The sequence below is a fragment of the Burkholderia sp. MSMB1835 genome (assembly GCF_001526365.1).
Classification (GTDB): domain Bacteria; phylum Pseudomonadota; class Gammaproteobacteria; order Burkholderiales; family Burkholderiaceae; genus Burkholderia.
The window spans coordinates 99,128-121,534 of the sequence record NZ_LOYP01000054.1; the positions used below are offsets into that span (position 1 = coordinate 99,128).

At 67.1% G+C, this 22,407-nt stretch carries 18 protein-coding genes; 13 read left to right on the forward strand and 5 right to left on the reverse strand.

Annotation, left to right across the window (positions count from 1 at the left end; all coding sequences use genetic code 11):
* The first annotated feature begins 52 nt into the window (after nt 1-52).
* Complete coding sequence (locus WS96_RS26400) at nt 53-2,344, forward strand: FUSC family protein (protein ID WP_034206855.1); 2,292 nt, start codon at nt 53-55, stop codon at nt 2,342-2,344.
* Nucleotides 2,345-2,639: 295 nt separating this feature from the next.
* Nucleotides 2,640-4,007 carry an amino acid permease gene (locus tag WS96_RS26405; protein ID WP_059836623.1) on the forward strand — a complete coding sequence of 456 codons (1,368 nt, stop codon included), beginning with the start codon at nt 2,640-2,642 and terminating at the stop codon, nt 4,005-4,007.
* 177 nt (nt 4,008-4,184) lie between these two features.
* Here WS96_RS26405 and WS96_RS33895 read toward each other — a convergent pair whose 3' ends face one another.
* Entirely contained in the window at nt 4,185-4,352 is a 168-nt protein-coding gene (locus WS96_RS33895) for a hypothetical protein (protein WP_108041923.1), read from the reverse strand.
* Between the two features lie 242 nt (nt 4,353-4,594).
* On the opposite strand from WS96_RS33895, the gene WS96_RS26410 reads away from it, so the two are divergent.
* The 3 genes from WS96_RS26410 to WS96_RS26420 are packed head-to-tail and all read left to right on the forward strand — an operon-like array spanning nt 4,595 to nt 8,082.
* Nucleotides 4,595-5,638, forward strand: a complete 1,044-nt coding sequence (locus WS96_RS26410; RefSeq protein WP_059836625.1) for a Fe(3+) ABC transporter substrate-binding protein — start codon at nt 4,595-4,597, stop codon at nt 5,636-5,638.
* The gene (locus WS96_RS26415) at nt 5,628-7,304 is read left to right on the forward strand and encodes an ABC transporter permease (protein WP_059836627.1); all 1,677 of its coding nucleotides are present in this window, start codon (nt 5,628-5,630) and stop codon (nt 7,302-7,304) included. Before WS96_RS26410 ends, WS96_RS26415 begins: the two co-directional genes overlap by 11 nt.
* Before the next feature lie 4 nt (nt 7,305-7,308).
* Nucleotides 7,309-8,082: an ABC transporter ATP-binding protein gene (locus WS96_RS26420; RefSeq protein ID WP_059836629.1), complete on the forward strand. Its 774-nt coding sequence runs from the start codon at nt 7,309-7,311 to the stop codon at nt 8,080-8,082.
* A gap of 30 nt (nt 8,083-8,112) precedes the next feature.
* On the opposite strand, the gene WS96_RS26425 is transcribed toward WS96_RS26420, so the two are convergent.
* From WS96_RS26425 to WS96_RS26440, 4 genes are all read right to left on the reverse strand, one after another.
* Entirely contained in the window at nt 8,113-8,583 is a 471-nt protein-coding gene (locus WS96_RS26425) for an Lrp/AsnC family transcriptional regulator (RefSeq protein WP_059836631.1), read from the reverse strand.
* 252 nt (nt 8,584-8,835) lie between these two features.
* A complete protein-coding gene (locus WS96_RS26430; RefSeq protein ID WP_059836633.1) occupies nt 8,836-9,477 on the reverse strand; it encodes an NAD(P)-dependent oxidoreductase in 642 nt (213 codons plus the stop codon).
* Nucleotides 9,478-9,681: 204 nt separating this feature from the next.
* Nucleotides 9,682-10,137: an Rrf2 family transcriptional regulator gene (locus WS96_RS26435; RefSeq protein WP_034206849.1), complete on the reverse strand. Its 456-nt coding sequence runs from the start codon at nt 10,135-10,137 to the stop codon at nt 9,682-9,684.
* Nucleotides 10,138-10,227: 90 nt separating this feature from the next.
* Complete coding sequence (locus WS96_RS26440; protein WP_059836976.1) at nt 10,228-10,656, reverse strand: hypothetical protein; 429 nt, start codon at nt 10,654-10,656, stop codon at nt 10,228-10,230.
* Nucleotides 10,657-10,853: 197 nt separating this feature from the next.
* On the opposite strand from WS96_RS26440, the gene WS96_RS26445 reads away from it, so the two are divergent.
* The 8 genes from WS96_RS26445 to WS96_RS26480 all read left to right on the forward strand — a co-directional run bounded on the left by WS96_RS26445 (nt 10,854) and on the right by WS96_RS26480 (nt 22,346).
* Nucleotides 10,854-11,189, forward strand: a complete 336-nt coding sequence (locus WS96_RS26445; RefSeq protein WP_034206848.1) for a hypothetical protein — start codon at nt 10,854-10,856, stop codon at nt 11,187-11,189.
* A 254-nt stretch (nt 11,190-11,443) separates the two neighbouring features.
* Nucleotides 11,444-12,637 carry an ammonium transporter gene (locus WS96_RS26450; RefSeq protein WP_059836636.1) on the forward strand — a complete coding sequence of 398 codons (1,194 nt, stop codon included), beginning with the start codon at nt 11,444-11,446 and terminating at the stop codon, nt 12,635-12,637.
* Nucleotides 12,638-12,829: 192 nt separating this feature from the next.
* On the forward strand, nt 12,830-14,794 hold the full coding sequence (locus tag WS96_RS26455) for a PhoX family protein (RefSeq protein ID WP_059782546.1): 1,965 nt from the start codon (nt 12,830-12,832) through the stop codon (nt 14,792-14,794).
* Between the two features lie 513 nt (nt 14,795-15,307).
* Nucleotides 15,308-15,664 (forward strand): hypothetical protein, encoded by a 357-nt coding sequence (locus tag WS96_RS34265; protein ID WP_218920990.1) that lies wholly within the window; start codon nt 15,308-15,310, stop codon nt 15,662-15,664.
* A 47-nt stretch (nt 15,665-15,711) separates the two neighbouring features.
* A complete protein-coding gene (locus WS96_RS26465) occupies nt 15,712-16,089 on the forward strand; it encodes a hypothetical protein (RefSeq protein WP_059836640.1) in 378 nt (125 codons plus the stop codon).
* A 677-nt stretch (nt 16,090-16,766) separates the two neighbouring features.
* Nucleotides 16,767-17,591 carry an IclR family transcriptional regulator gene (locus tag WS96_RS26470; RefSeq protein WP_034206844.1) on the forward strand — a complete coding sequence of 275 codons (825 nt, stop codon included), beginning with the start codon at nt 16,767-16,769 and terminating at the stop codon, nt 17,589-17,591.
* A 246-nt stretch (nt 17,592-17,837) separates the two neighbouring features.
* A complete protein-coding gene (locus WS96_RS26475; protein WP_059836642.1) occupies nt 17,838-19,211 on the forward strand; it encodes an MdtA/MuxA family multidrug efflux RND transporter periplasmic adaptor subunit in 1,374 nt (457 codons plus the stop codon).
* Nucleotides 19,212-19,226: 15 nt separating this feature from the next.
* On the forward strand, nt 19,227-22,346 hold the full coding sequence (locus WS96_RS26480) for an MdtB/MuxB family multidrug efflux RND transporter permease subunit (RefSeq protein ID WP_059836643.1): 3,120 nt from the start codon (nt 19,227-19,229) through the stop codon (nt 22,344-22,346).
* The last annotated feature ends 61 nt before the right edge of the window (nt 22,347-22,407 follow it).

Consider the following 22,407-nt stretch of genomic DNA (forward strand, 5'->3'; position numbering starts at 1 on the left):
CGCCAGTCAATACGCCGCCCCCGGGCGTCTTCGTCTGCCATTCAGCCCATCGATGCGCTATTCGGTCGAAATCAGAAAGTTTTTCTACAGCCAGTACTTTTTCGGCGGCCTGCGGATCGCGGTCGGCGTGTCGCTGCCGGCCGTGTTGTGCCTGATCGTGTTTCACAACCGGGAGCTCGGCTTCACGATCTCGACCGGCGCGCTCGGCGCCTGCGTCGTCGACATGCCGGGCCCGCTCAAGTACAAGCACAACGAAATGCTCGCGTGCAGCGTGATCGGCTTCCTGGCCGCGCTCGCCACCGGCCTCGCGACACCGAACATCTTCGCGCTGTGGCTCACGATCGTGCCGCTCACGTTCGTGCTGTCGCTGATCGTCGTCTACGGCAATCGCTGGCCGCAGATCAGCTTCGCGACGCTGTTCATGATGGTGATGACGCTCGAGGAAAAATTCACGCCGCTGCAGGCGTTCGTCAACGCGGGCTGGATTCTCGCGGGCGGCCTCTGGTACACGTACTGGGCCACGCTCGTGTCGCAATGGCAGGCCCGCCGGATCGAGCAGCAGGCGCTGGCCGAAAGCCTGTTCGCCTGTGCCGACTACCTGCTCGCGCGCGCGCAGTTCTACGATCTCGACGCCGATCTCGACGAGTGCTATCGCAATCTCGTCGCCCGGCAGATCACCGCGGTCGAAACGCAGGAAACCGCGCGCGACATCGTGCTGCGCAACCTGCCGAAGCTGCGGCGCGGCAAGCTCGATCCCGGCCGCACGACGATGTACAACCTGTTCATCAACAGCGTCGACCTGCACGAGCTGTTCGTCGGCGCGCATACCGATTACCCGCTCGTGCGCAACACGTTCGGCGGCTCGGATCTCATCATTTTCTACCGCGACCTGATCCGCAAGGCCGCGGCCGATCTCGAGGAAATCGGCCTCGCGGTGCTCGAGAACCGCGCGCCGCATTCGCGCATCAGCGTGAAGGCCGAGCTGCGCGCGATCGAGTACGAGATCGAGCTGATGCGCAAGAAGAACTTCGCGGCCACCCACGCGGAAGCGTATGCGGCCGTGCTCGCGACGTTCCGGCGCATCTGGAGCGCGACGCGCCTGATCGACCGGATGCGCCGCAACCTGTCGGGCCACGCCGATCCGCAGCAAACCGAACTGAAGATCGACAAGGCGCTCACGCGTTTCCTGCAGCGCCGCCGCATGTCGCCGCTGCTGATCTTCTCGAACCTGAACATGCGTTCGCCGAGCTTCCGCCATGCACTGCGCGTGACGATCGCCGTGGCGGTCGGCTTCTGGATCGGCCGGCTGCTGCCGCTCACGAACGCGTACTGGATCGTGATGACCACCATCATCATCCTGAAGCCCGGCTACTCGCTGACCAAGCAGCGCAACGCGCAGCGGATCATCGGCACGCTGATCGGCTGCGCGGCGAGCATCGCGCTGATCTATACGGTGAAGGAGCCGCACCTGCTGATCGCGATCATGTTCGGGTCGATGGTGATGAGCTACAGCCTGCTGCTGTTCAACTATGCGGCGAGCGTCGTGTTCACGTCGTCGTACGTGCTGCTGATGTTTCACTTGCTCGCGCCGGGCAGCATGCGGATCATCGGCGAGCGCGCGATCGACACGGTGGTCGGCTGCATGATCGCGATCGCCGCGAGCCGGCTGTTCCCGTACTGGGAATACCGGCTGATGGGCAAGCTCGTCACCGACATGCTGACGTCCACCCGCAAGTATTTCGAGGCCGTGTGGCGCGCCGGGCGCGGCATGTCGCCGCCGCCGGTGCCGACCGCCGACGGCGCGGCCGTCGTACCCGTCGTCGCCGCGGCGATCGAAACGCCGGTCAGCCCGCTCGACGACGACTACCGCTACCGCCTCGCCCGCAAGGACGTGCACATCGCGTTCGCGAACCTCGGGCAGGCGTTCCAGCGGATGATGATCGAGCCGAAGGCGCACCAGCGCTTCGTGCCCGAACTGAACGACCTGCTCGTGCAGACGCACGTGCTCGGCGCGCAGATCACCGCTGCCGCGCCGCTGATTCGCAGCGCATGCGCGGCCGATGGCGGCCTCGTCCACGACGACGCGCTGCAGCGCGGCCTCGCCGCCGTGCTCGAGAATCTCGAAAAGGCCGAAGCCGGCGAGCCGCCGCCTGCCGACCAGCTCGAAACGTCGAAGCAGATCACGCGCGATCTCGATGCGATGGTCGTGTCCGCGGAGAAATCCGACGCGGTCGGCGCCGAGCTCACGCACGACCTGAAGGTGCTCGCGCACCAGTGCAAGCAGATGCTCGCGTCGTCGCTGCTGATCCGCAAGGATGCGAGCGTGATCCGCCTGCCCGCCTGACCGCGCATGTCCGCGCCGGCAGGTCGGCCCGCGCACGTCGCGACCGGGCCGCCGGCGCGCGCCGGCTTGACGGTTGCCCCGAAGCATGCCCCACCCGCTCACACGGCCCGCACCTGCGGGCGCGCGAGTGTTCCATGCGCCGTTCCGCTCGCCGCGCCAGTCAGGGAATACCCGATTCCGGTCACCAGGCCCGGCTTGTTATCATTCGTTCACATTCAAGTTGTATAGACAACTTGAGCCAATCGGACCGGCCGCGCTCGCCCGGTTCGTCGCATAAAACGATATCGGAGACTCGATGAAAAACTTGCAGCGCCACCTGAGCGCGCGGCACATCCGCTTTCTCGCGCTGGGCTCGGCGATCGGCACGGGCCTGTTCTACGGGTCGGCGTCCGCGATTCAGCTCGCGGGCCCGGCGGTGATCCTCGCGTACCTGCTGGGCGGCGCGGCCGTCTACATGGTGATGCGCGCGCTCGGCGAGATGGCCGTGCGCGACCCCGTCGCGGGCTCGTTCGGCCACTACGCGACCGAGAACCTCGGCCCGTTCGCAGGCTTCGTCACCGGCTGGACCTACACGCTCGAAATGGTGATCGTCGCGATTGCCGACATCACCGCGTTCGGCATCTACATGGGCTTCTGGTTTCCGGATGTCCCGCAATGGATCTGGGTGCTCGGCGTCGTCGCGATCATCTGCGGGCTGAACCTGTGCCACGTAAAGGTGTTCGGCGAGCTCGAATTCTGGCTGTCGATCATCAAGGTCGGCGCGATCGTCGCGATGATCGGCGGCGGCGTCGCGATCCTGCTGACCGGCATGCACTTCGGTCATTCGGCCGACGCGCCGACGTTCGCGAACCTGTGGAACCACGGCGGCTTCCTGCCGAACGGAATCGGCGGGCTGATCGCGTCGCTGTCGGTCGTGATCTTCGCGTACGGCGGGATCGAGGTGATCGGGATGAGCGCCGGCGAGGCGAAGGACCCGGAGCGCGTGATTCCGCGCGCGATCAACGCGGTGCCTGCGCGCATCCTGCTGTTCTACGTGCTGACGATGGTGGTGCTGATGTCGATCGGACCGTGGACCGGCGTCGGCAGCGACGGCAGCCCGTTCGTGCAGATCTTCTCGGCGCTCGGCGTGAAATCCGCCGCGACGATCCTGAACCTCGTCGTGATCAGCGCGGCGATCTCGGCGATCAACAGCGACATCTTCGGCGCGGGCCGGATGATGTTCGGGATGGCGCGGCAGGGTCAGGCGCCGCGCGTGCTGATGACGACGTCGCGCCACGGCGTGCCGTGGGTCACGGTGCTCGTGATGGCCGCCGCGCTGCTGGTCGGCGTGCTGCTCAACTATCTGATACCGAAGGACGTGTTCCTGGTGGTCGCCGCGATCGCGACGTTCGCGACCGTGTGGGTCTGGCTGATGATCCTGCTGTCGCAGGTCGCGATGCGCCGGCGCCTGTCGCGCGCGGAAGTCGCGGCGCTGAAGTTCAAGGTGCCGATGTGGCCCGTGGCGCCGGCGCTGACGATCGCCTTCATGGGTTTCGTGATCGTGATGCTCGGCTGGTTCGACGATACGCGCGTCGCGCTGTATGTCGGCGCGGCATGGCTCGCGCTGCTCGCGGCCGTGTTCTATGCCCAGATCCGCCCGAAATTCGCCCCTGCGTCACGTTGACGCACGGCTGACTCTCCATGCGGTGCGCCGGCTCCGGCGCCCGCGTCTCTCTCGGATCCCACGGCGTCACACGACGCATCGTACCGCCCACCGCAGTCCCGCTCTCCCGTTCCCGTACCTGCGCATCGCTGCGGCCCCGTCCCGGGCCGCGCGGCGATCACGCACGGGCACGACGCGTCAATGCGACGCGGCGCTCGCGCTCGCGGCCTCGGCCGGATGGGCCTCGTCGTACGCGTGCTTCTGCGAGATCGCGTTGTACAGGATCGTCCCGATCACGAGCAGCACGGCCACGACGATCAGGATGCTCACGTTGCGGACAGGGTTCTTCTTGCGCTGATCGTTCATGGTCGGGGCGGCTCCGTCGAATTCGTTGAAGCCGGCATTCTACGCGCTTGTATCCGCGCCGCACCGTGCCGTCGCGCTCTCCGCCCGGCGTCTTCCCGACGGCTTTCGAAAGCTTTCATTTGATAATCATTCCCATTTCGATCTAGAATCGCAAATCTTTCGTTTTGTAATGTTCCGGGTCGCTCGGGCGGCAGGCGCGCGCCGGAACGCTTCCTCGTCCACCTGCCCCACCGGAGTTCTCCATGTCGAATCCGCGCACCTGCCTGCTGCCGCTCGCCGGCGCTCTCGCCCTGGCTGCGGCCGCCTTCGCGCCGCTTGCCCAGGCAGCCGAGGAAGTCAGTCTGTACACCACCCGCGAACCGAAGCTGATCCAGCCGCTGATCGACGCGTTCACGAAGCAGAGCGGCGTCAAGGTCAACACCGTATTCGTGAAGGACGGCCTGCTCGAGCGCGTGAAGGCCGAAGGCGCGCAGTCGCCGGCCGACGTGCTGATGACGGTCGACGTCGGCAACCTGCTCGACCTCGTCGACGGCGGCGTCACGCAACCGGTGCGCTCGAAGGCGCTCGACGACGCGATTCCCGCGAACCTGCGCGGCGCGAATGGCGACTGGTACGCGCTGTCGCTGCGCGACCGCGTGTTGTACGTCGAAAAGGACCTGAAGGTCGATGCGTTCCGCTACGAGGATCTCGCCGATCCGAAATGGAAGGGCAAGGTCTGCATCCGCTCGGGCCAGCATCCGTACAACACGGCGCTCGTCGCCGCGATGATCGCGCACGACGGCGAAGCCGCGACCGAGAAGTGGCTGCGCGGCGTGAAGGCGAACCTCGCGCGCAAGGCGACGGGCGGCGACCGCGACGTCGCGCGCGACATTCTCGGCGGCATCTGCGACGTCGGTCTCGCGAACGCATACTACGTCGGCCACATGAAGAACGCGGAAGCCGGCACCGATGCCCGCAAATGGGGCGATGCGATCAAGGTCGTGCGCCCGACGTTCGCGAACGCGAAGAGCGACGGCACGCACGTGAACATCAGCGGCGCGACGGTCGCGAAGCATGCGCCGCACAAGGCCAACGCGGTGAAGCTGCTCGAGTATCTGGTATCGCCGGAAGCGCAGGCGCTGTATGCGCAGGCGAACTACGAATACCCGGTGCGCGCGAACGTGAAGCTCGATCCGGTGATCGCAAGCTTCGGCCCGCTGAAGGTCGACCCGCTGCCGCTCGCCGACATCGCGAAGCATCGCAAGGCGGCCAGCCAGCTCGTCGACAAGGTCGGCTTTGACAACTGATGCACCTTTGGCCCGCGCGCGCCGCCAGCCCTTTCGGTTGCGTGCGGGCAGCGTCTGGCTGGGCGCTGCCGTTGCGATCGCCGCGGCGGTAGCGGCGCCGCTCGCGGTGCTCGTGGCCGCCGCGTTCGACGCCGATCTCGCGCACTGGGCGCATCTCGCCGAATTCGTGCTGCCGCAGGCGCTCGTCAATACGCTGCTGCTGCTCGCGGGCGTCGGCGGGATCGTGTCGATCGTCGGCACCGGCTGCGCATGGCTCGTCACCGCCTACGATTTTCCCGGCCGCCGGATCCTGACCTGGGCGCTGCTGCTGCCGCTCGCGGTGCCTACCTACATCGTCGCGTTCGCGTATCTCGACCTGCTGCATCCGATCGGCCCCGTGCAGGGCGCGATCCGCTGGCTGCTCGGCTTCGACAGTCCGCGCCAGTTCCGCCTGCCCGACCTGCGCTCGCTGCCCGGCGCGATCTTCGTGCTGGGCTTCGTGCTGTATCCGTACGTCTATCTGAGCACGCGCGCGATGTTCGTCACGCAGTCCGCGAGCCTGCTCGAGGCCGCGCGCACGCTCGGCGCCGGCCGCGTCGCGACGTTCTGGCGCGTCGTCGTGCCGCTTGCCCGGCCGGCGATCGCGGTCGGCATGAGCCTCGCGCTGCTCGAAACGCTGAACGATATCGGCGCGTCGGAATTTCTCGGCGTGCAGACGCTGACCGTGTCCGTCTATACGACGTGGATCACGCGCTCCGATCTCGCCGGCGCCGCGCAGATCGCGCTTGCGATGCTCGCGATCGTCGTCGGCATGATCGCGCTCGAACGCTACGGGCGCCGCCGTCAGCGCTACGCGCACGGCCGGCGCATGCGGCCGATCGCGCCGCGCCGCCTGGCCGGCGCGGCCGCGCTGGGCGCCGCGGCGCTCGGCTGGCTGCCCGTCCTGCTCGGCTTCGGCGCACCGGCCGCCTATCTCGCGGCCGAGACCGGCAAGCGGCTGCACCTCGTCGGCGGCGTATCCGCGCAACTGATGACGGGGCTCGCGAATACGCTGACGATCGCGACCGCCGCCACCGCCGCGACGCTCGCGTGCGGGCTCGTCGTCGCGTGGGCCGCGCGCGCGCAGCGCGACAGCGCGCGCGCGGGGCCTGCCCGCCTGTGCACGCGGATCGCGAGCCTCGGCTACGCGGTGCCGGGCACCGTGCTCGCGATCGGCCTGCTGATTCCGTTCGCGGCGGCCGACCGGCTGTTCGGCGTGGCGCTCGGCCGCGACGGACTGCTGCTGATGGGCTCCGCGACCGCGCTCGTGATCGCGTATACCGTGCGCTTCCTCGCGATCCCGGCCGGCGGTATCGAGGCCGGCCTCGCACGCATTCCGCCGTCGCTCGAACACGCCGCGCGCTCGCTCGGCGAGACGGCCGGCGGCACGTTGCGCCGCGTCCATCTGCCGCTGTTGCGGCCCGCGCTCACGACGAGCGCGCTGCTGGTGTTCGTCGACGCGATGAAGGAGCTGCCGGCCACGCTGCTGCTGCGCCCGCTGAACTTCGACACGCTCGCGACGTGGCTGTATGCGGAAGCCGCGCGCGGCACCTATGAAGAAGGCGCGGTCGCCGCGCTCGCGATCGTGCTGGCCGGGCTCGTGCCCGTGATCCTGCTCGCACGCACCCGCCACAAGATCGGAGCCTGACACCGTGAACCTGCTCGAACTCGACGACCTCTGCGTCGCCTACGACACGCCGCACGGCCGCCGCACCGTGGTCGACGGCCTGAGCCTCGCGCTGCCGCGCGGCGACATCGGCTGCCTGCTCGGCGCGTCCGGCTGCGGCAAGACCACCGTGCTGCGCGCGATCGCCGGCTTCGAACCCGTGCGCATGGGGCGCATCGTGCTCGACGGCACGCCGGTCGCGGCGCCGTCGCTCGACGTGCCGCCCGAGCGGCGGCGCATCGGCATGATGTTCCAGGATTACGCGCTGTTCCCGCACCTGAGCGCGGCCGACAACGTCGCGTTCGGCCTGCGGCGCAGGCCGAAGGCCGAACGGCGCCTGCGCGTCGCGCAGATGCTCGAGCTCGTCGGCCTCGCCGATTCCGGCGACGCGTATCCGCACGAACTGTCGGGCGGCCAGCAGCAGCGCGTCGCCCTCGCGCGCGCACTCGCGCCGTCGCCGGAATTGCTGCTGCTCGACGAACCGTTCTCGAATCTCGACGTCGATACGCGCGAGCGGCTCGCGTTCGAGCTGCGCGACATCCTGAAGCACACGGGCCACACCGCGATCCTCGTCACGCACAATCAGGCGGAAGCGTTCGCGATCGCCGACCGGATCGGCGTAATGAACGACGGCCGGCTCGCGCAATGGGATACGCCGTACGCGCTGCACCATCATCCGGCCAGCCCGTTCGTCGCGGATTTCGTGCGCCGCGACGCACTGGCCGACGAGCGCGCACGCGCACTCGCGCGCGGCCGCTGACACCGCGTGGCCGGCGCGACGGCGTGCCCGTCAGGCGGGCTCGGCCAGATCGCGCACGGGCAGCGCGGTCGAATACTTGATCTGCTCCATCGCGAACGACGAACTGACGTCGAACAGCGGCACCGTGCGGATCAGTTGCTTGTAGACGCGATCGTAGTCGTCGATCCCCGCCACGACGACGCGCAGCAGATAATCGGTCTCGCCGCTCATCCGGTAGACCTCGACCACTTCCGGCATGTCGCGCACCGCCTGCGTGAAACGCTGCGCCCATTCCTCGGTGTGCTGGTTCGTGCGGATCTCGACGAACACGGTCGTGCCGACCCCGAGCTTGCGCGGATCGCACAGCGCGACCTGCGCGCGAATCGCGCCGGTTTCCTTCAGCCGCTGCACGCGCTTCCAGCACGGCGTCTGCGACAGGTTCACGCGCTGCGCGAGCTCGGCGATCGGCAGCGTGGCATCCGCCTGCAGCAGCTCCAGCAGCTTGCGATCGATGGCGTCCATTTCTCCATTCCCTCGTCGATAGAAATTTATTCTATTCATCCTGCCCAACGGGGAACAATATGAAAACTGCCTCGTCGCGTCGACCGGTGTAAATACCGATCTGTCATGCACGCGACGCTTTCGCCGCGCGCGCCGCGCCAAATGAAACAGGCGACGCCGCCCGCGAGGGCGGAATCGCCTGACATGGCTGCGCGTCGCCGCCTGCACGTCGCGCCCGGGCCGGCGCTTACCCGCCGCCGGCCGTCACGCCGCTCAATACGCGACCGTCGCGATCTCGCGCACGAAGCTGTCCTGCTCGAGCGCGTCGACGAACGCGACCGCGTAATCTTCCGCCGAGATCTTGCTGTTGCCTTGCGCGTCCACGATCAGCTTGCCGATGCCGGTGCGGAACGTGCCCGTGCGCTCGCCCGGCGCGATCAGCGCGGCCGGTGCGAAGAAGGTCCAGTCGAGATCGGCGACCGTCTTCAGGTAGCCGAGCGCGTCGCGGTGCGCGAGCGCCTGCGGCTTGTACGCGTCCGGGAAACCTTCGGTGTCGACGAGTTGCTTGCCCGGCGCGACTTCGAGCGAACCGGCGCCGCCCACCACGACGAGCCGCTTCAACCCGGCCTGACGCGCGCCGGCGACCAGCGCCTTCGCGACCGCGACGACCTGCGCCGCATCTTCCTGCTTCGGGCCGTACGCGCTTGCGACGACGTCATGGCCCGGCAGCGCGGCCGCGATGCTGGCGGCGTCGAACAGGTCGGCCGCCTTCGCGGTGATGCCGTCGCCGGATGCGCCCGGATGGCGCGACAGCGCCGTGACGCGGTGGCCGCGCCGCACGGCTTCCGCCGCGATGCGCGAGCCGATCATCCCGGTGGCGCCGAACAGCGCGATATTCAACGAACGTTGCGTCATATCGATTCTCCAGAAATAGAAATATGTAACACAGTTAATTACATATAAGACCGAAAAAAACGGGGCGAAGCCCCCGTTGCGCCGATCGTCGCGTGCATACGCGCCGCCCGGCTTCCTGCCCTGCCCGCCGCCGGGCACCCGTCGTCGGTTGTCCGCCGCGAGTTGCCCGTTGCTGGTCGCCCGCTGCCGGTCACCCGCCGCCGGTTACCCGCCGGCGCGCGCCGCTCGTTGCGTGCGCTGTTCCAGATCCAGCATGTCGGCCGTCACGTCGACCAACGTGCGCGTGGCGAGCGAAGCCTCCATCGCGCGCTGCGCGTCGCCGATATAGCCGGTCAGCACGCCCTGGATGTGCCGCCCGACGAGACACGCCGGATTCGGCGCCTCGCGGTGCAGCGCGAACAGTTGCGCATCGTCGACCGCGCGATACACGTCGAGCAGCGTGATCTCGCCCGGCTCGCGCGCGAGCAGCGCACCGCCGCCCGCCCCGAGCTGCGACGTCGTCAGCCCGGCTGCCGCCAGCATCGACAGCAACCGGCGAATCAGCGCCGGATTCGTATTCACGCTGCCCGCAATGATGTCGGACGACAACGGCACGCCTTCCTGCATCGACAGCAAGGCGAGCACGTGAACGGCAAACGCGAACCGGCTGCTGGTATTCATCCCTGACTCACTCGGCGACGCCGGCCCGACCCGCGACCGGCGACATGTGTAACCATCATAATTACATTTTGCGGATCGTGCAAGCCTGCGTCATTCGCCGCTCGCGGGTTTCGCCCCCGCGGCATTCTGCTGGCTCCACTGCTGGAGTTTCTTGCCGGCTTCGGCGATCTTCGCGCCCGCTTCGGAAGCCGCATGCGCGACGACGGCGGACGCCGCCGCGTCGATCTGCGCCTGCGCGGCCGACGCGAGGCCGCTCGCGGACAACGGCGGCACGGCCGACGCCGCGGATGCGATACCCGCCTTCGCCGCGTTGATCTGTTGATTGACGGTGCTCGCCACCTGGTCGAGCGCCTTGGCCGCATTGTTCGCCGCATCGGCAGCCGCGCTCGCGGCCGTATCGGGTTGCGCGGCCGGCGTGCCGGACTTCTCGCAACCCGCGAGCAACAGCAGCGCGCCGGCGGCCACGGCCGCCAGCACGGACCCGGGCACGCGACGCGCCCGCGATGTCTTCATGTTCATCAGCAATCTCCGGCCGCGCATTGCACGACCTCGTGGTTGGACCGGTGTCGATGATACCGCCTGTGGAACAGGCCCAATGACGACCCGCGATTAAAAATCCCTTTCAATTTCGGATTCGTCTGATTCAATCGCGGGCGCCACGCCTCTAAAGTGGGCACGCTTCAATTCGCTTCGTCCGTGCCTCCTTTTTCCTCGTCATGGCTTTCCTCGTCGACTGGCTCATCGCCCTGGCCGCGCTGCTCGCCGGCACCCTGTTCATGTGTCTGCGCGCGCCGTCGGCGCGCCGCCTCGCCGAATCCGGGCGTCCGCGCCGCATCGCCTGCGCGCGCCTGCTCACGCAAGCCGTGATCGGCTTCTGGACGGCCGCGCTGATCGTCGCGCAAGGCATCCTCGGCGCAGACGGCGACGGCCAGTCCGTCGCGGGCTTCGCGGCGCTCGCGTTCGCCGCGCTCGGGCTGGCGACCGTCGCCGCCTACTGGTCGGCGTGCGCGCTGCGGCTGCGCCGTCCGCCCGCGCTGTTCGCGCGCCACTGACGCGCCAGATCGGTGCACGATCACGCCGCGCCGCGCACCGCTTCATTCGTCGTACGCACCGATTCGGCACGCGTCGCACCACACGCGTGCATCGGGTATGGCCTCGCGCCGGCGTCCGCCGCGCCCTCATCCCGTGCACGATTCACCGGAATGCCGCACCGCGCGGTATCCGGGCACCAGTTCCACGCAGCCGTTCACCACATTGGCTCGATACTTGCGTTCCTTGCCCGTTTTTTGCGCAAGGAAGCCAGGGCATGGATGGTCTGAAATCCGGCGTCGACACACTGTTCCTGTTGATCGGCGCCGTCATGGTGCTCGCGATGCACGCGGGCTTCGCATTTCTCGAACTCGGCACGGTCCGCAAGAAGAACCAGGTCAACGCGCTCGTGAAGATCCTGGTCGACTTCTCGGTGTCGACGCTCGCGTATTTCTTCATCGGCTACACGATCGCGTACGGCGTCGAATTCTTCGACGACATCGGCACGCTGTCGCAGCACAACGGCTACGCGCTCGTGCGCTTCTTCTTCCTGCTGACGTTCGCGGCGGCGATCCCGGCGATCGTGTCCGGCGGCATCGCCGAGCGCGCGAAGTTCAACCCGCAACTCGTCGCGACGCTGATCATCGTCGGCTTCATCTATCCGTTCTTCGAAGGGATCGCCTGGAACGAGCGTTTCGGCGTGCAGGCCTGGCTCACGCGTGCGTTCGGTGCGCCGTTCCACGACTTCGCGGGCTCGGTCGTCGTGCATGCGTTCGGCGGCTGGGTCGCGCTGCCGGCCGTGCTGCTGCTCGGCGCGCGCCACGGCCGCTATGCGAAGGACGGCCGGATCGCCGCGCACCCGCCGTCGAACATCCCGTTCCTCGCGCTCGGCGCCTGGGTGCTCGCGGTCGGCTGGTTCGGCTTCAACGTGATGAGCGCGCAGACGCTCGACAAGATCAGCGGCCTCGTCGCGGTGAACTCGCTGATGGCGATGGTCGGCGGCACGCTCGCGGCGTGGATGGCCGGCCGCAACGACCCGGGCTTCACCTACAACGGGCCGCTCGCGGGCCTCGTCGCGGTATGCGCGGGCTCCGACGTGATGCATCCGATCGGCGCGCTCGTCACGGGCGCCGCGGCCGGTGCGCTGTTCGTCGCGATGTTCACCTGCGTGCAGAACCGCTGGCGCATCGACGACGTGCTCGGTGTCTGGCCACTGCACGGGATGTGCGGCGCGCTCGGCGGCCTCGCGGCAGGCGTGTTCGGGCTGCCGGCGCTCGGCGGTCTCGGCGGCGTGTCGTTCCTGTCGCAGCTCGTCGGCACGCTCGGCGGCATCGCGCTCGCCACCGCGGGCGGCACGCTCGTCTACGGCGCGCTGAAGGCGACCGTGGGCCTGCGTCTCGATCGCGAAGCCGAATTCGACGGCGCCGACCTGTCGATCCACCGCATCTCGGCCACGCCCGAGCGCGATTGAGCGCGAGCAGGCATCCGATGGGCATCCCGCAGCATGCCTGACGGATGCCCGACGCATCATTACGTTTTCAATTCAAAAAACTTTCATCTAGCGTCCCTACACTTCGGTCCAGATTTCAACTTGCCTTCGCGAAGCTTGCCGCTCGCCTGCTTCGCGAACGCCACTCTTCCAACAACCGAAACTGGACTCCACATGCCCGCGTTGCCCAATGCTTCCCGTCGTCAGGCCCTGAAGATCCTCGCCGGCGCACCGATGCTCCCCCTTTCCGGCCTCGCGCTGCCGGCCCTGCTGACGGGGTGCGGCGGCGACGACGATCCCGCGTCGACGCCGGCCCCGGTCGCCGCCGCCTATACGTCGGCGGCATTCTCGACGATGGCCGCGCCGACGCTCGACAACGCGGCCGCGATGGCCACGACGACGGTCGGCTCGACGCTGTCGGTGTCGTTCTCGGACGGCTCGTCGCGCAACTTCAAGCTCGCGTACCGGCCGTTCTTCGTGACGGGCGACATGGTGCCGGACGGCAACGGCGGCACGACGCTCGCAGGCGGCTACTACGACATCAACAACCAGCCGATCATCGATCGCTCGGTGGCCGGCAAGGAGCGCCAGTTCTATTCCGACTGCCCGGACGGCAGCTCGCTGCTGACGCTGAAGAACGCGAACGTGCCCGGCGTGAAGGGCAACACGGTGTTCGCGGTCGTGCAGTTCGAATATACGACGCGCGACCAGGCCAGCGCGTCGCAGTACGGCCAGTTGCCGTCGCCGATCGCCGTGCTCACGCTCGACCAGGATCCGGCCACCGGCGCGCTGAAGGTCGTGAAATATCACAACGTCGACACGTCGAAGGCGCACGGCCTGTGGATCACCTGCGGCGCGAGCCTGTCGCCGTGGGGCACGCACCTGTCGAGCGAGGAATACGAGCCGGATGCGACCAAGGCCGCGACCGATGCGCAGTTCAAGGCGTTCAGCAAGAACACGTTCGGCGACGAGACGAAGGCGAACCCGTACCACTACGGCCACCTGCCCGAGATCACCGTGAACCCGGACGGCACCGGCACCGTGAAGAAGCACTACTGCCTCGGTCGCATCTCGCACGAGCTGATCCAGGTGATGCCGGACCAGCGCACCGTGATGATGGGCGACGACGCCACCAACGGCGGCCTGTTCATGTTCGTCGCCGACAAGGCGGCCGACCTGTCGGCCGGCACGCTGTACGTCGCGAAGTGGACGCAGACGTCGTCCGCGGGCGCGGGCACCGCGACGCTCACGTGGATCAAGATCGGCCACGCGACCAGCAGCGAAATCGAAACGCTCGCGAACACGCTGAAGGCGTCGGACATCATGGACCTGGCGACCGCCGATCCGAACGATGCGAGCTACACGAAGATTCACTTCGGCGGCAAGTTCAACTGGATGCGCGTGAAGCCGGGGATGGAAAAGGCGGCCGCGTTCCTCGAGACGCACCGCTACGCGGCGCTGCTCGGCGGCAGCATGGCGTTCACGAAGCTCGAAGGCACGACCGTGAACGCGAAGGACAAGATCGTCTACACGGCGATGTCGCGGATCGAAACGTCGATGGTCAAGGGCAACGCGGTGTCGCGCGACGTCGCGGTCGACAAGAAGATCGCCGCGGGCGCCGTCTACGCGCTGAACCTGAAGGCCGGCCAGCGCGACACGACGGGCGGCGCGATCGACAGCGAATGGGTGCCGGTCGACATGGGCGCGCCCGCCGCGCTCGTCGGCGAGGACCTCGCCGCGGCCGACGCGCTCGGCAACCTCGCGAACCCGGACAAGATCGCGAACCCGGACAACCTGAAGTTCTCCGAAAAGCTGCGCACGCTGTTCATCGGCGAAGACTCGGGCATGCACGTGAACAACTTCCTGTGGGCCTACAACGTCGACACGAAATCGCTCGCGCGCGTGCTGTCGTGCCCGGCGGGCGCCGAATCGACGGGCCTGCACGCGGTCGACGAGATCAACGGCTGGACCTACATCATGAGCAACTTCCAGCACGCGGGCGACTGGGAATCGCCGCTGCACGACAAGGTCAAGCCGACCCTCGACCCGCTCGTGCGCGCGAACTACAAGGATCGCTTCGGCGCCAGCGTCGGCTACCTGACCGCCGAGCAGACCAGCATCAAGCTCGCGAAGGGCTGACGGGCCGCGCGCGACGGGACGCTGCTTCCTGCAGGGCGTCCCTGGCCGGGGGTCTTTTCTTCATCACCGTTCATTCGTCGGCGCTCCACGCCGTTTCACGCGCGATGCCCATTGCGGGCATCGCGCTTTTTTTTGCACGGCGATGCGCCCCGCGCCGGACGACGAGCGGCACACCTGTTCGAAACCCGGTCTGCCGCCATGGGTCGCTACGACGATGCGCACCAGATCGCATAGACGACCGTATCGACGGGCGACCCGTAACGTTCCTTCACGTTCCGTCAATCGCAGCTTCCCACCGCTCTCCTCCGTCCCTTTTCGTGACGCGAACGCTTCATTCCAACATCCGTTCGGGCTTTGAACCGTCAATACAGCTTCCGCGCCCCCGGACGAATGCGCGTCGGACAATCTTCACTTCACGAACAACAATGAGACTCATTCGCATTTGAATTACGATGCAAATCGGATGGCCCTCCGCTTGCATCGCTGCTTCTTCTTTGAACAGGAGTACAGATAGTGAAAGAACTTACTCGAAGTGAAATCAACCGCGTATCCGGCGCCGGCTTGACCGGCACCTTGGTAGGCGGCGTTGCGGGGCAAATCGCCGGGCAGGCGTACGGAGCCGAGGTCGGTGCCGCGGCCGGCGCGGCCGTTGGATCGGTGATTCCCGGAGTTGGAACACTTGGGGGTGCATTGATCGGAGGCGCATTCGGTCTGACCTACGGCGGACTCACCGGCAGCCTGGCCGGAGCTTACATTTTCAATGGCGTCCAGGAGCATGGACTGGCGTTCCTTTTCCCGAACGGACTGCCTCGTTGGGCGAAATTCGAGGACTTGTGGAGATTGTCCGACGTCGTCGGTTCGTACCGCTAACACGAAGTCCGGACGGCCCCGAGTCGTCCGGCATCGGGAAAACAGTCATGCTTTCGTCCATCGCCTTTCACCGCGCGTATCTGGCTGCCAACTTCCCCGCATGGCTCGTTCATGTCGCCATGTTCTGGGTCTTCGCCGAAGACTATGTCGCAGACTATGTGTTCGGCAGCGTCGTCGGGATGACGTGCATCGCCGTGTATTGCCATTTTTCGAAGGCGCACCAAGAGCGCATCGACGCCATCCCTTACTACTCGCGGGCGTTGCTCGTGTCGGCGTCTGCAATATCGATCGGCACCTGCTCGATCGGTCTGATCTCGAAGCTCAACGGCGACGCAGCCACCTTTTCCTTCGCGCTTCCGATCATGCTTGGGAGAGTCGGCTACGACTACTTGCGCCAGATTCGATTCAAAGACCCTCGTCGCTGAGCGCATGGCATCGCACGTTCGCACGGTCACCGCAGCAGACGAGCGATAATACGGCTTTGACACATCACGGCGGGCGTACGAATCGGGACGGGGAGATCAGGCAGCGTGACCGCCACCTTCCCGGATCATTGAGTATGCGGACGGCAAGCGACGGACCGAAGGAAATGGGGCGCTCCCTCCGGTGTCGAAAGCAGCTCTCATCGTCAGCTCACGACTTGAGATCCAGTCTTCCCTCTGCGCCCGGTTTGCCCTCATGCAGCTGCGCTGCGCTTCGTTTGCGATAATCGAGCCAGGACGGGACTGCGGGAATGCCTCATGCAGGGTGCACAAAAAAAAAGCGCCACGGAGACCGTGGCGCTAAAAAAGTTCTAGCCATTCCGAGGGCCGTGCTAGAACCTGAGAGACTGCGCGAAACATCGTTGCCGGTTAAACTCTTGAAACGATGTTTCGAAAACGTGAGACATTCTTTCCGTTTCCGCCCGACAAGTCAAGCGGTATTTGCACCGGTTCACGCACTTTCCGACAACGCTCATTTGAGTGTTTTCCCCATAAACCAAGGGTGAACCCGTAAAATCTCATCCGATGACCGGTTCACCCGCGGAACATGCATCTTTTGACAATAGTCCTACAATACCAACAAAATTGAAATCGAGTTTCGGAATTAGAGAGAATCCCTCGTGTCGACCACTGTAACCTCTCCCGCGTCGCGGGACCGTGAATCGTCGCCCGACGAGATCACCGCCCTCGCCCGCGGTCTCGCCGTGCTGCGCCGCATCGCGGCTGCCGACGCCCCCGTCAGCAACCGCGAACTGACCGAATTGACCGGCATCCCGAAGCCGACCGTCTCGCGCATCACCGCGACGCTCGTCAGCGCCGGCTTCCTGTTCCAGTTGCCCGACAGCGAGCGCTTCGTGCTGACCGCGTCGGTACTCGAACTCAGCCACGGCTTCCTGCGCAACTTCGACATCCGCGCGCGTTCCCGGCCGTTCATGATCGAGCTGGCCGAGCGCACGTCGCTGTCCGTGCACCTCGCGGTGCGCGACCGGCTCGACATGGTCGCGATCGACGTGATTCGCCCGCGCTCGGCCGTGCTCGTCACGCGCCTCGAAATCGGCTCGCGGATGGACATTGCGCGTACGGCCGTGGGCCGCGCGTATCTCGCCGCGCTCGAGGACGACGAGCGCCGCCAGTTGCTCGAGTCGCTGCGCACCACCGCCGGCGACGACTGGCCGCACGTGTCCGCCCGCCTGACGCCCGCGCTCGACGAAGCGATGCGCGACGGCCACGCGATCGCGATCGGCGAATGGCGCGAAGGCCTGAACGCGGTCGCGGCCGGTTTCGTCGGCCCGTCGGGCCAGCGCTATTCGGTGAATTGCGGCGGCGCGTCGCACCAGTGTCCGCCCGAATGGCTGCAGGAACACGTGGTGCCCGCGCTGCACGAATGCATCGCGAAGATCACCCGCGAAATCGGCGGCGCGCCGGCCCGGCGCATCGGCCCGTAATCGTTTCGTCATCGTCGTGTCGCGTTGTGTAACGACCGTAACCCGTTGAAAGATAGACCGCTGGACTGTAACGGGGACGGCACGTAGGATCATGCCCATCGTCGCACCGCATTCGCGGCGCGCACCGCTCTTTTCCCGCGCGGATCGGCGGGGCCCCGGACCGAGCCGGGCCGCCCCGCCGCGTCGCCCAGCGCAGCCGAGCAGCCCGATTTCCGGGCCGCCGCGCCGTCTTCCTGACAGAACACGATGGATAACGAACAAAAGCCCACGCCCCCTTCGAAAGACCCCGCACCCACCGTCGCACGCCGCCCGCGCCGCACGCTGCTGCTCGGGACCGTCGCGGTCGTCGTCATCGGCGGCCTGTTGTGGTGGCACCCGTGGAACCGCACGCCGGCGCCAGGCAGCACGGCGAAAAGCGCGGGCGCCAGCGCCGCCGCGGGCAGCCATCGCGGCCGCGGCGGCCCCGCTGCGATGGCGAACGTGCCGCAGCCGGTGCAGGTCGCCACCGCGACGCAGGGCGAGATGCCGATCGTGCTGTCCGCGCTCGGCACCGTCACGCCGCTCGCGAACGTGACGGTGAAGACGCAACTGTCGGGCTACCTGCAGTCGGTGTCGTTCCAGGAAGGCCAGATCGTCAAGAAGGGCGACGTGCTCGCGCAGATCGATCCGCGCCCGTACCAGGTCGCGCTCGAGAACGCCGAAGGCACGCATGCCCGCGACGCGGCGCTGCTCGCGACGGCCCGCCTCGACCTGAAGCGCTACCAGACGCTGCTGGCGCAGGACTCGATCGCGTCGCAAACCGTCGATACGCAGGCGTCGCTCGTCAAGCAGTACGAAGGCGCGGTGAAAACCGACCAGGCCGCGATCGATTCCGCGAAACTCAATCTCACGTATGCGCGCATCACCGCGCCGGTCTCCGGTCGCGTCGGCCTGCGCCAGGTCGACCCCGGCAACTACGTGACGCCGGGCGACACCAACGGCATCGTCGTGATCACGCAGTTGCAGCCGATGAGCGTGATCTTCACGACGTCGGAAGACAACCTGCCGCAGATCCTCAAGCAGGTGAACGCGGGCCAGAAGCTGTCGGTCACCGCCTACAACCGCAACAACACGGTGCCGCTCGAGACGGGCTCGCTCGCGACGCTCGACAACCAGATCGACACGAGCACCGGCACGGTCAAGCTGCGCGCGAACTTCGATAACAAGGAAGGCATGCTGTTCCCGAATCAGTTCGTGAACACGCGGCTGCTCGTCGACGTGATCCGCAACGCGACGATCGTGCCGACCTCCGCCGTGCTGACGGGCTCGATCGGCCAGTTCGTCTACGTCGTGAAACCCGACAACACGGTGACGGTGCGCAAGGTCACGGTCGGCCCGGTCGACGGCGAACGCACGAGCATCGTCAGCGGCGTCGCGCTCGGCGAGCGCGTGGTGACCGACGGCTCGGATCGCCTGCGCGAAGGCGCGAAGATCTCGATTCCGGCCGACAAGCCGAAAGGCGCGTCGGGCGCGCGCGGCGCAGGCGCGGCGTCAGGCGCCTCGGGCGCATCGGGTGCCGGCGGTCATCGCGGCGGACACCGGCACGGCGCGTCGCAGGCAGCGGCCCCCGCGGCCCAGTAACGCGCGGGCCGCTCGATGAATCCATCTCGCCTGTTCATTCTCCGGCCGGTCGGCACCGCTCTCCTGATGGCGGCGATCATGCTGGCCGGTCTCGTCGCGCTGCGGTTCCTGCCGCTCGCCGCGCTGCCCGAGGTCGACTACCCGACGATCCAGGTCCAGACCTTCTATCCGGGCGCGAGCCCGGAAGTGATGACGTCGTCGGTCACCGCGCCGCTCGAACGCCAGTTCGGGCAGATGCCGTCGCTGAACCAGATGTCGTCGCAAAGCTCGGCCGGCGCGTCGGTGATCACGCTGCAGTTCTCGCTCGACCTGCCGCTCGACATCGCCGAACAGGAAGTGCAGGCCGCGATCAACGCGGCCGGCAACCTGTTGCCGTCCGATCTGCCGGCCCCGCCGATCTACGCGAAGGTGAACCCGGCCGACGCGCCGGTGCTGACGCTCGCCGTCAAGTCGAAGACGCTGCCGCTCACGCAGGTGCAGGACCTGGCCGACACGCGCCTCGCGATGAAGATCTCGCAGATCGCCGGCGTCGGCCTCGTCAGCCTGTCGGGCGGCAACCGGCCGGCCGTGAGGATCCAGGCGAACCCGACCGCGCTCGCGAAGTACGGGATGAACCTCGACGACCTGCGCACGACGATCTCGAACCTGAACGTCAACACGCCGAAGGGCAACTTCGACGGCCCGACGCGCGCGTACACGATCAACGCGAACGACCAGCTGACGAGCGCCGACCAGTACAACAGCGCGGTCGTCGCGTACAAGAACGGCCGCCCGGTGATGCTGACCGACGTCGCGACGGTCGTCGCCGGCTCGGAGAACACCAAGCTCGGCGCGTGGGTGAATTCGGACCCCGCGATCATCCTGAACGTGCAGCGCCAGCCGGGCGCGAACGTGATCGCGACCGTCGACGCGATCAAGGCGCAACTGCCGAAGCTGCAGGAGACGCTGCCGGCCGCGCTCGACGTCGAGATCGTCACCGATCGCACGACGATGATCCGCGCGGCCGTGCGCGACGTGCAGTTCGAGCTGCTGCTCGCGGTCGCGCTCGTCGTGCTGGTGATGTACCTGTTCCTCGCGAACGTCTACGCGACGATCATCCCGAGCCTGTCGGTGCCGCTGTCGCTGATCGGCACGCTCGCGGTGATGTACATGGCCGGCTTCTCGCTGAACAACCTGTCGCTGATGGCGCTCACCATCGCGACCGGCTTCGTCGTCGACGATGCGATCGTGATGATCGAGAACATCGCGCGCTACGTCGAGGAAGGCGAATCGGGGCTCGAGGCCGCGCTCAAGGGCTCGCGGCAGATCGGCTTCACGATCATCTCGCTGACGGTCTCGCTGATCGCGGTGCTGATCCCGCTGCTGTTCATGGGCGACGTGGTCGGGCGCCTCTTCCACGAATTCGCGATCACGCTCGCGGTGACGATCGTGATCTCGGCGATCGTGTCGCTCACGCTCGTGCCGATGATGTGCGCGAAGCTGCTGCGCCATTCACCGCCGCCGGAGAGCCATCGCTTCGAGGCGCGCGTGCACCGGGCGATCGACTGGGTGATCGCGCGCTACGCGGTCGCGCTGGAATGGGTGCTGAACCGCCAGCGCTCGACGCTCGTCGTCGCGCTGCTGACGCTCGGGCTGACCGCCCTGCTCTATGTCTACGTGCCGAAGGGCTTCTTCCCCGCGCAGGACACCGGCGTGATCCAGGCGATCACGCAGGCGCCGCAGTCGATCTCGTACGGCGCGATGGCCGAACGCCAGCAGGCGCTCGCGGCCGAGATCCTGAAGGATCCGAACGTCGACAGCCTCACGTCGTTCATCGGCGTCGACGGCAGCAACATCACGCTGAACAGCGGCCGGATGCTGATCAACCTGAAGGCGCGCGACGAGCGCTCCGAAACCGCCGGGCAGATCATCCGCGACCTGCAGCAGCGCGTGTCGAACATCACCGGCATTTCGCTGTTCATGCAGTCGGTGCAGGATCTGACGATCGACTCGACGGTCAGCCCGACGCAGTACCAGTTCATGCTGACGAGCCCGAACGCCGGCGAATTCGCGACCTGGGTGCCGAAACTCGTCGCGCGGCTGCAGCAGGAGCCGTCGCTCGTCGACGTCGCGACCGACCTGCAGAGCAACGGGCAGTCGGTGTACATCGAGATCGACCGCGCGAGCGCTGCGCGCTTCGGCATCACGCCGGCAACCGTCGACAACGCGCTGTACGACGCGTTCGGCCAGCGCATCGTGTCGACGATCTTCACGCAGTCGAACCAGTACCGCGTGATTCTCGAGTCGGAGCCGAAGGAGCAGCACTACGCGCAGTCGCTGAACGACATCTACCTGCCGTCGGCCGGCGGCGGCCAGGTGCCGCTGTCGTCGATCGCGTCGTTCCACGAGCGGCCGTCGCCGCTGCTGGTCGCGCACCTGTCGCAGTTCCCGTCGACGACGATCTCGTTCAACCTCGCGCCGGGCGCGTCGCTCGGCGAAGCGGTCAAGGCGATCGAGGCCGCCGAGAAGGACATCGGCCTGCCCGGCTCGTTCCAGACGCGCTTCCAGGGCGCGGCGCTCGCGTTCCAGGCGTCGCTGTCGAACCAGCTGTTCCTGATCCTCGCGGCGGTCGTCACGATGTACATCGTGCTCGGCGTGCTATACGAGAGCTACATCCACCCGATCACGATCCTGTCGACGCTGCCGTCGGCCGGCGTCGGCGCGCTGCTCGCGCTGATGATCACCGGGCACGACCTCGACATCATCGGGATCATCGGCATCGTGCTGCTGATCGGCATCGTGAAGAAGAACGCGATCATGATGATCGACTTCGCGCTCGAGGCCGAACGCGTCGAAGGCAAGCCGCCGCGCGAGGCGATCTACCAGGCGTGCCTGCTGCGGTTCCGGCCGATCCTGATGACGACGCTCGCCGCGCTGCTCGGCGCGGTGCCGCTGATCGTCGGCTCGGGCGCGGGCTCCGAGCTGCGCCAGCCGCTCGGCATCGCGATCGCCGGCGGCCTGATCGTGTCGCAGGTGCTGACGCTGTTCACGACGCCCGTGATCTACCTCGGCTTCGACTCGCTCGCGCGCCGCGTGCGCGGCTGGTTCGAACGCCACGGGCCGGGCGCCGATGCAGGCAAGCACACGGGTGCGTAAATGACACAACCCCCACGCTCACTTCGTTCGCGTGGGGGGGCGCAGCCCCCCCATCTCCCGA